The 9,511-nt window shown below is 44.5% G+C and carries 11 protein-coding genes; all 11 read right to left on the bottom strand.

The genetic code is table 11. The features are described 5' to 3' along the window. The coding region (locus AC13DP_RS09015) for a DUF4138 domain-containing protein (RefSeq protein ID WP_483067635.1) at positions 1-584 on the bottom strand (584 nt) is incomplete at its 3' end. A 23-nt stretch (positions 585-607) separates the two neighbouring features. Next, positions 608-1,882 (bottom strand): conjugative transposon protein TraM, encoded by a 1,275-nt coding sequence (gene traM / locus AC13DP_RS09010; RefSeq protein WP_483067634.1) that lies wholly within the window; start codon positions 1,880-1,882, stop codon positions 608-610. Between the two features lie 29 nt (positions 1,883-1,911). Further along, entirely contained in the window at positions 1,912-2,391 is a 480-nt protein-coding gene (locus tag AC13DP_RS09005; RefSeq protein ID WP_483067633.1) for a hypothetical protein, read from the bottom strand. A gap of 71 nt (positions 2,392-2,462) precedes the next feature. Then, positions 2,463-3,086: a conjugative transposon protein TraK gene (gene traK, locus AC13DP_RS09000; RefSeq protein ID WP_035133605.1), complete on the bottom strand. Its 624-nt coding sequence runs from the start codon at positions 3,084-3,086 to the stop codon at positions 2,463-2,465. Positions 3,087-3,104: 18 nt separating this feature from the next. Next, the gene (gene traJ, locus AC13DP_RS08995) at positions 3,105-4,319 is read right to left on the bottom strand and encodes a conjugative transposon protein TraJ (RefSeq protein ID WP_483067632.1); all 1,215 of its coding nucleotides are present in this window, start codon (positions 4,317-4,319) and stop codon (positions 3,105-3,107) included. A gap of 12 nt (positions 4,320-4,331) precedes the next feature. Then, a complete protein-coding gene (locus tag AC13DP_RS08990) occupies positions 4,332-4,970 on the bottom strand; it encodes a tellurite resistance TerB family protein (RefSeq protein ID WP_339812193.1) in 639 nt (212 codons plus the stop codon). After that, on the bottom strand, positions 4,967-5,623 hold the full coding sequence (locus tag AC13DP_RS08985; RefSeq protein WP_041579027.1) for a hypothetical protein: 657 nt from the start codon (positions 5,621-5,623) through the stop codon (positions 4,967-4,969). Before AC13DP_RS08985 ends, AC13DP_RS08990 begins: the two co-directional genes overlap by 4 nt. 8 nt (positions 5,624-5,631) lie before the next feature. Continuing rightward, positions 5,632-6,321: a hypothetical protein gene (locus tag AC13DP_RS08980; protein WP_013072863.1), complete on the bottom strand. Its 690-nt coding sequence runs from the start codon at positions 6,319-6,321 to the stop codon at positions 5,632-5,634. A 6-nt stretch (positions 6,322-6,327) separates the two neighbouring features. Then, positions 6,328-8,796 (bottom strand): TraG family conjugative transposon ATPase, encoded by a 2,469-nt coding sequence (locus AC13DP_RS08975; protein ID WP_483067636.1) that lies wholly within the window; start codon positions 8,794-8,796, stop codon positions 6,328-6,330. A gap of 14 nt (positions 8,797-8,810) precedes the next feature. Next, on the bottom strand, positions 8,811-9,125 hold the full coding sequence (locus AC13DP_RS08970) for a DUF4133 domain-containing protein (RefSeq protein ID WP_483067631.1): 315 nt from the start codon (positions 9,123-9,125) through the stop codon (positions 8,811-8,813). A 17-nt stretch (positions 9,126-9,142) separates the two neighbouring features. Further along, a partial coding sequence (locus AC13DP_RS08965) for a hypothetical protein (protein ID WP_483067630.1) occupies positions 9,143-9,511 on the bottom strand: 369 nt, incomplete at its 5' end.

Below are 9,511 nucleotides of genomic sequence, written 5' to 3'. Positions count from 1 at the left end.
CGTAATTGGTCAATATCATAACTGATATTGGATGTGTTGGTAATGGTTAACCGCAGGTACATCAGGTTGTCCCGAATGAATATCCCGTTCAATCCGAAACGTATACCATATTTACGGTGCTTTACCTTACGCCCTTTGTATTTGGAATACAAGGCATGTGTAGCATAAGTAGTGACTTCAGCTTCGTTAACCGATCCTGGTGAAAGGAAAATACTGTTTTTGTTATCTCTTTCCTTCATGGAAATATTCAAGACAGATGGCTTGGGGTCATAGTTAATCACAAAAGAATTTAATTTCCCGTCTGCGGTAATTACCGTCAGGTTAGTCTCCGGAAAACTGTCCCTTGCCGCTTTGAGCTGTAGAATATTGGCAGCTCCTATGGCTTTTTGTGCCAACACATCTTTACTGCCCCTGTCCACACCTACAATGGCGCTTGGAAATATAATATTGGTCGTTTTAAAATAGGTAATCTCCACAGGATAAGGAGCGATTGATTTGGGTTGAAGGATGCTTTGAGCATTTACATTCAATCCGAAAAGGAACAGGAAAAATCCCATCACCATACATGCATTTATCTTTTTCATCTTTATGGAATTTTAAATGGTTATTACTTCTTGATTTGCTTTTGTTTTTCATCACGGAGCAATACCTGATAGCCTGCTTTCAGGGTTACTTTTATCAGTTTTACTTTTTTACTGAACAGTGATTTAGCCGTTTCTATACCGGCACCTGCGGCCTGTGCCTGCCAGGAAGGATCAAGGGAGGTTAGTCCAATGTTTTGCATGGAGCGGTCAGCCGATTGTTTGGCGACATCCCGGGTAATGGCGCCGGGAATGTAAACCCCGTCCAATCCATCCATATCGTACACGGAGAGTTCTACCGGGAAAAGGGAATTACCGCTTCTAATGCTGTTGATCTTGATATGCAGCCTTTCCCCGCTAAGGGAAGCAATTCCAAACACAAAGTTGTCTTTGGGAATATGTACCCCGTTAATGAACACATCATTGACCAGGCGAAGCTTTACGGTAGATCCGTTCACTACGGTCTGTGATTCGTGAATAACCGCCTGAATGGCATTTTCCGGCTGTTCAGCAATTTGGTCATCGTTCAGGGAATAAAATCCATTTGCCGTAGGAGTAACAAAATGTCCGGTTTGCATCAGGGAAATACTATCATCTTCCTGCTTAGTGGATACTCCGTACAGTTGTTCCCTGCGAGCCTCCGATAGTTGTTTTAATTTCTCCTGAACCCGCTCGGGATGCTGTACATCCAGAATCTTTTCCAGCATGCTGTTGAGCTGTTCCAGTTCCGGGTCAGGTGCTTCCGGCTGGGTCATGGTGTGCATCATTTCTTCCAGCCTGTCCACATCACTGGAACTCACCGATGTATTACCATAATTGGTTTTTGTTTCCTGTTTCGGGGAATCTTCAGGAAGCTGGGTTCGTTCCACAGGTTTGTTCAATTCCCTGTTCAAAGCTTCCAGCTTTTTGTAAATTTTATCCGTATTCGGATCGTTGCCTTGACCGCTTCCGTACAGGGAAGTTTTCAGTCCACCGGAAGATAGTTGACCGGGTTTTACTTCCTGTTGGGGTAATACATCATCCATATCTGAAATCACACTGTTTTTATAGTTCGGATCATTTTTACGGAGTTCCCTGAATTTTGCCGAATCTTGTTCTGCCCGGTTGTAATAGCTCATCTTATCCATTTGCTTGTCATCGGTCAGTTTTGCTTCCGGCAGGTGAAGGTTAAACCCGTTCTGTGGAGTTTCCTGTGCCTGTAGTTCCTGTACCTGTCCACCTCCCAATACCCAAAAGATCAGGGTGGTGAAAGGAAGGACGAGCAGCGGCAATACCAATAGGAACTTGCGCTGTCTTTTCATTTTTGGTGTTATTACCTGTTTTTCCATGGTTATTGATTTTTAAAGTTTTGATATTCTTTTTCGATATAGCGAACCGAATCCATCAGTCCCGGACGGGTTGCTATAATACTGTCATAGATATTTCTGCCCGATGGACTTCGGGCAAGGCTATCCATATACAACCGGAACTTTTGGATGCGCCTGTAATCCTGTTTGGATACCGGAGGGAGCGGTGATGCTATAGCTCCGGATTCCGTAAGATGCCGGGGACGTTTGATCGAGGTTAATGTAAAGGCATTGCCCTTACTTTTTCCCGTGATGGCGTGTACCCCAAGGTAGATACAGTATCCACTGGTGAGGCTTATAAAAACGACCAGTGCTATGGTTACTGCCCGCTTGGAAATACTCTTTGTCTTATTCGACATCCATTTTGCCCATGCTTTTTGCAGCCATTTGTATAAGGCAAGTAATCCCAGGATTAACAGTCCGTTTTTAGGAGCCTCCTTTTTCTGTTTTGTATTTCGTTTCATTTGTACAAAGTTTTATAAGCCACTCAATTGACTTTGTTTGTATTAATTTTGAATAAATGTCCATTATGGGCTTAATACCGTCTGGCGGTCGTTTTCAAATCCTTGTTGGCGATGGTTGCCCAGCGTTCTATCAGAAAACCATGCGGATTATTATCACTTCGGGATACATTACGCAACGCCCCTTCGGTAATCAGGCTTCGGGTAGTGATACTGGTCGGACGGATTATGCGCTGGGTAGCGTAGCACCGGAATTTATAGGGGTATTCATTGATGTCCACCGCCACGCTATCCACATGGATGGTCTGGTTAACATTTCCGGAAATAAGCCCGGCATAATATCCGTTCTCCTTCAGGTCATCATAAATCCGTTTGGCACTGCCATCCGCCAGGTATAAAGCTTTAGTGATATTCGTTTCAATTGCTTTATCATCCGGGTCAAGGGTAAAGAACAATTGGTGGAAGGTTTTCACATGATCCCGTGCTTCCACTGGGATATTGTCCTTACGTCCGGCGGAATAGGCTTCCAGTGCCTTGCCATTGGCAAGAATGTAAATCCTGTCCTGCATTTCGGATACCAGACTAAAACTCTTATATAGGGCAAAGCAGGATAATAGCACTGAGCCTGCAATAATGAGCATGGTAAATCCCCGGATATGCCGAAAAGCCGTATCGATATTTTTCATTTTTTTAAACATGATTTCTCCTTTTTGGGGTTAAGAATTACCTTTGAGTTTGTCATTCATATAGCCGGAGCCACCGCCATCCGAATTGCCATCCTTGAAATAAGGATTGGTTGTACCATTGCTGGCCATACTCTGGGAAATACGACTTGCAGCATTACCCATTGCATCCGCCGCCATGCTGGCTCCGCCTGTAGCTGCTCCCATAACCGCTCTGGAGGAACTGCTGAAGATACTGGTGACTTTCTGTCCCAAAGCACCACCACCTCCTGCATGGACAATGTAATTGGCTACCGAAGGCACGGTAAAGTATCCCACAATGTCAATAATCATAAAGACCAGATACGCCATATCCGTCCGGCTGAAAAAAGTATCCCCGTAATCCTGTACCTGGGCAATGTCCATTTCCAGCATTTTCTCCTGGATTTTTCCGATAATGCTCCCGAAAATATTGGCTACCGGAAGCCAGAGAAAAATATTGATATATCGGGCAATCCAAACGGTCAGGGTATGCTGAAACCCATCAAAGACGGCAATCCCAAATACCAGCGGCCCCAAAATGGCAAGCACTACTAACTGAAAGGTGCGTAGCGTATCGATACATAAGGCTGCGGCTTCAAAAAGCACTCGAAGTACTTCACTCATCCATTCCTTGACCGAATTGCGGAAATTGTAAGAGGCTTTGGACATGGCAAACTTGATGTCGTTGCCAATCCCTTCAAAAAAGCCTTCATCGGAAGAACTGGCATTATCATGGGTGTATTTATACCACCTGTCCCGGTCACCGTCACCGCTTTCACCTACATACATCTGCCATACATCCGTTTTTTTGATAGCTTCTTCCTTCTTTTCCAAAAGCACCGCAATTGCCCTGTCGGAGCCTTCCACCATCGAAGCGGTAGCGGTCACCGTGGGTTTCATGATCCCGTTGATCAATCCCAGAACGGAAGGGAATATCAGCACACAAAACCCGATGACAAACGGGCGAAAAAGCGGGTAAAAGTCGATAGGTTCCGCTCTTGACAAATGTCCCCAGACCCTGGAAGCGATATACCACATGGCGGCAAATCCCGCCAGTGCCTGTCCCACGCCGATAAGCTGACTGCACAGTGGCATCATTTCATCATAAAGTTGTTCTAATACGCTATGCAAGCCGCTTATCTCACCGGCAATGCCCTGTGCACTACCCATAAAAGGCAATAGGAGTCCTATAACCGCGAGCCATGCGGTTTTTCTATATGTTGCCATAATTTTTGATTTTTAGTTGTTTATACCATATATATTGCGAATGGTGCGGGCATCATTTCTTTCTTTTGCCCTTTGCACCGCAAGAATGGTCGTATTATTATTAAAGTGTCTGAGGAACATTAGTTTGTCCTGCATATCGGCATAGATCCGGTCAATGGCCTGTAAACGTTCATCATCACTCATACGGGCTTTACCTGCCGTAATGATGACCAGTAATTCATCGAGATTTCGCAGGCTTTCATCAAAGAGGTTATCATACACCTGTCCGAGATACGCCAGTTCCTGCGGATTGAAATTCCCGTCACTTTGAAATCGGTCATGCGCATTCCGGTATTCCCTGACCAGTATCACCTGATAATTCACAATATCGCCCACACGTTTGTAGTTGCGAACGGTGGGGCTTACTTCCATCAGCCCGTCCAGAAAAGCTTTGTGTAGGCTAAAGTTCCCTTCCGATATATCCTTGATGGTATTGTAACCCCCTTCCAATATCTGATAGCCTTTTTTCATATCGCTCAATATCTGTTTGAACTGGGTCAGTTTTTCTACATTGAGCAAGAGCTGTTGTATCTCTGCGGATTGCGCTGATGCCCTAAACGAGCAGAAGAGCCCGCAGATCACAAGTCCTATAAGTATTCCTGTTTTTTTCATGGGTTTTCGTTTTGAAGGTTCCTGAGTGTTTTGCCGTATTGTACTTCATGGAATTCCCTGATCCGAACGGCTGCCATGACCTTGGCTTCATTGCCGAAACTTTGGGAGAAGGTGTAATTGTCCTGCATCCGCAAGTAAAGTTTGTCGATGCGATTCATACGCTCATTATCTTCCATTTGCAACTCGGCATCCGTAGTTATTGCAATAAGTTCATCCAGTACCTGTTCACAATCCTCCAAGAGCCGGGTAAAAACCCGCCCGATATAGCTGAGTTCTGCTTCGGTAAAAGCATCGCTATTGTCAAGCTGTCCGTAGGTTTGCCCGTAATCCTCTACAATGCGTATTTGAAGGGCAATGATGTCTGCGACCTTTGCATAATGTTTGATTTCAGGGTTGACTGTACTTAAGGAATTTATAAAATCACTGTGCAGGTCGAATTCCCCTTTGGTAAACCCTCCGATGGTGGTCAAACCTTCTTTGGCAATACGGTAGCCTTTTTGAGCATATCCGATATATACCTGTAAAGCGGCAATCTGCTGAAGCAGGTATTTCTTCTGTGTCTTTTTCTGGCGGAACCACTCTGAAAAAGTCTGTGCCTGAACGGTTCCTGCTGCCAGAAACAGCATGAGTCCTATTAAAATTATCTTTCTCATAGTTCGTGTTATTGAGGAAGTCCATATAATTTTTTCACGGTTTGTACTTCAATGGAGGTCTTTGCCCGGGAAAGGCTCAGCAATACATTTTGCTGATTAAAGCGCATCAGGTCATCATAATTGGTATCGACCTGATCGGCAGCATTATTGATAATCTCTAACCTTTTGGCATCACTCATAGTGGTAGTAAAGGATTGGACGATTAGGGTGATCTGGTCGATGTTGTTCAGGCTCTCTTCCAGGATGCCGGAGTAGACTTCTGACATATATTCAATCTCATGTGAGGTAAAGTGGTCATCCTGCTGAATGAGCTGCCAGGCATGTTGGTATTCATTGACCAGCCGAACCTGTTTTTGGGTAATATCCCGGATACGCTGGTAATAAGAAATAATTGCCTTTACCTTAGCCAGCTCTTCGTAATACTCCCGGTATTGCTCTTTTTGTTTTTCCGTCCACTCGGAAATTTCATCCAGTTTGAGTTTGGAAAGCGTGTTTTCCAAGGTCTTCTGGGCGTTCTGTAACCAGATGGTCTTGTTCTGTAAACGCTGGATTTTTAAATCCACGGCTTTGATTACTTTTTTGATGCCTGCCTTGATGATTTCCAGTATGGCTATCGGGGTGGCATTCGCCTGTTGTACCGGTAGTACCGTAAAGGAGATACAAAGGACAAGCAGTAACATTCTTGCATATTTTTTCATGGTTCATCATTTTTTAAGTTTTAGATCTTCCGCCATTGCGGCAATGCCCTTGCGGATGTCCCCGCCAAATTTTGCCGCATATTCCATCAGTTTTACCTTTTCGGTCTGCTCGGTCGTATACGCCAGGTATTCTTCCACACTCACTTCGGTGCGGTATACCTTGCTGAGCATTCCACCCAGACTGATAAAGACCTCTTTGTATTTTCGGGCAGGGTCATTGGCTTTATTGACCGACAACACGAGGGCTTTTTCTTTTTCCGTCAATCCTAAAAGTTCCTGTATCTGATCAAATTTGTTTTGGTACTTGCTTTGGTCGAGCAGTATTTTACAATCGCTGTTATTGATGATCGCCTGCTTGACCACCGGGGAAGAAATAATATCCTCTACTTCCTGAGTTACCACGATAGCCTCACCAAAGAATTTCCGTACCGTTTTAAAGAGATATTTGATGTATTCCGCAAAACCTTCTTTCATCAGGGCTTTCCAGGCTTCTTCAATTAAGATCATCTTACGGATGCCTTTCATTTTACGCATCTTGTTGATGAAGACTTCCATGATAATGATGGTCACTACCGGGAAGAGGATGGGATGATCTTTGATATTGTCCAGTTCAAATACGATAAAGCGTTCCTGTAAAAGGTTCAGGTTTTCCGTAGCATTGAGCAGGTAGTCAAATTCCCCGCCCAGATAATACGGGCGGAGTACATACAGGAAATTATCCATATCAAAATCCCGGTCTTTTACCCGATCCTGTTGAAGTACCGTTACATACTCATCCCGCAGGAATTCATAAAAGCTATTGAAACAAGGAAACACCGATGGATTCTTCTCAAGGTGCTGGTAATACCCGGTAATGGCATTGGAAAGCGCTACATACTCACTGCGTTTAAAGGCTTCATCATCCTTTTTCCAAAGGGCGAGCAGCAGTGTTTTGATACTTTCTTTCTTTTCCGTGTCCAGATTGTCGCCCTCCCCGATAAAGAAGGGGTTGAAACGGATCGGGTTTTCTTCACTATAGGTAAAATAGTAGCCGTTTACCATATCACACAAGCCTTTATAGCTATGTCCTACATCCACCAGAACAATATGGGTTCCCTGCTCGTAATAGCTGCGTACCATATGGTTGGTAAAAAAGGATTTTCCGCTCCCGGAGGGACCCAATATAAATTTGTTCCGGTTGGTGCAAATTCCCATGTTCATAGGTTCATCGCTAATGTCTACATGCACAGGTTTGCCTGTCATCCGATCTCCCAAACGAATCCCGACGGGACTTAAGGAAGTACGGTAGCCCGTTTCCAGGTTCAGAAAACAAGTAGCCTGTTCGACAAAGGTGTCGAAGGTATCGTTCATCGGAAAATCAGCGGCATTGCCGGGAATGCCTGCCCAAAATATCTGAGGGGCACCTATGGTTTCTTGTTTGGCAACCGCATCCATTTGTGCCAGTGCGGAGGATACTTTGTTTTTCAGGTCTTTGAGTTCTTCCTTATCTTCCATCCATACCAATACATTAAAATGGGCTTTTACCGGAAGGCGTTGCTGACTGATGGCTTCATTTAAAAAATCATTGGTCGCATCACGGGCAATCATATTTTCCCTGCTGTAAGCAGACAGGGATTGCAACCGTAATCTTTTGGATTCCAATTTAGTGATCGTTTTCTGGGCATCCTCGATAAAGAGGTACTGATTGTAAATGTGATTACAGGGCAGTAATTGACCCAGCGTAGAGGCAAAACCGATACTGAATTTGGTTTTGTCCGTACTGTACTTATCGTAATTGATACGACTGCCACAAAGTGCCGGCAGGTCGGCAGCATCCCCCAAGGTATAAAGTTGGCAATGTTTGGAGCCCACCTGTAAGCCTTCTTGGAAATTGATATCTCCCATAAGGTAGCTATCAGCACGCTCGGACAGGTAGCAGTACTTTTCAATGATACCCATTGTGCGTTTACCGCTCCACAGTTCCTTTTTCCGTAACCGGGTCAGTTTTACAAAGCCGCTGTCTTCGATGATACGTTTGAACTGACCGGCAGCGTCCAGAAAATCCTGTAACAAGGAGGGTTTCAGCGTTTCTTCCGGAACGATGCTTCTGCGCAGCAGGCTGGAATAGGCAGACGTTGCGGTTTTGCGGTTATCCGGTTTTTTGGTCAGCAGGATATAACAGCTATGATCCAGAAAGGGGCGTTCATTAAAAAACCGCTCACTTGCCCGGCTTAAAAAACTGGTATCTGCTTTGGTAAAATCAGGTTGATGCCCGGTTTGCAGAAACCAATCCTGCTTATGCAGTACACTGAATTTGGGTAATACCTTAATGGCTTTTACCCAGGCCTGATGAAAAGCTTCATATTCCTGATCGGAAAGGGTAAATATCTCAGGTAGGTCTGCTTTAAACACGACGGTGACATCGCCTTGTTTGCTCAGGATGCAATCGTGTTCCACATCCATAATCGGTAATAGATCATCCAACATTTTTTCCATCTTCATTTTGTTTTTTATCTTTTTAAAAAAGCCCTGCGACTATTGGAGCGGATTGCTTTGGGAACCTGTTTTCGTGCCAGGGTTTTCATAAGTCCGTGTTCCCCATATTGATGGCTCATTCGGTAGATCTTCATCACCAGTAGGGTGCCTAAGCCGAGAATGACACCGATACATACCAGTGTGGGCAGCCCGATGATATACATGATGGCAAATACGATGAGCAATCCTACCACACCGCCACCCAAATACCAGATATATTGGGCTTTTAATCCCTTAAATTCGATACTGCGGTTAATTCCTTTATTGACCTGATACACACTATTTGCCATACGTTTCTTTTTTAATGTTACAATCGCATCCTGCTACGGGGACGCTCCGATGCCGAAGCAGCTACTACGGTTTCTTTCACGGTATGACCGTTTGTTTGATGTTCCCCGAGTTTTATAACCGGGGTTTGTTCTTCATCCGATTCATTGGGTTGGTGTTGCTTTAACTGGTTTTCCTGGATTTTAATGGCGATCTGCCGTTCCAGATTAGCGAGTTCTGTTTTCAGCTCCCGCAGTTCGCTTTCTTTTGTAAAAGGTTTGGTAGTCAGTTTTTCAACCTTTGGAAGTTCTGTTTTAAGATCGGAAAGGTTCCGCTTATACCGCTCTTTAAGATGCTCCACCCGGTCAATGGCATTTAAAAAATGCCGTGCTGCCAGCTTCGGATTATC

The organism is Zunongwangia sp. L-65 (assembly GCF_056859415.1).
The sequence above is the reverse complement of the archived record's forward strand: the minus strand, read 5'-3'. Positions and strand labels throughout refer to the sequence as shown.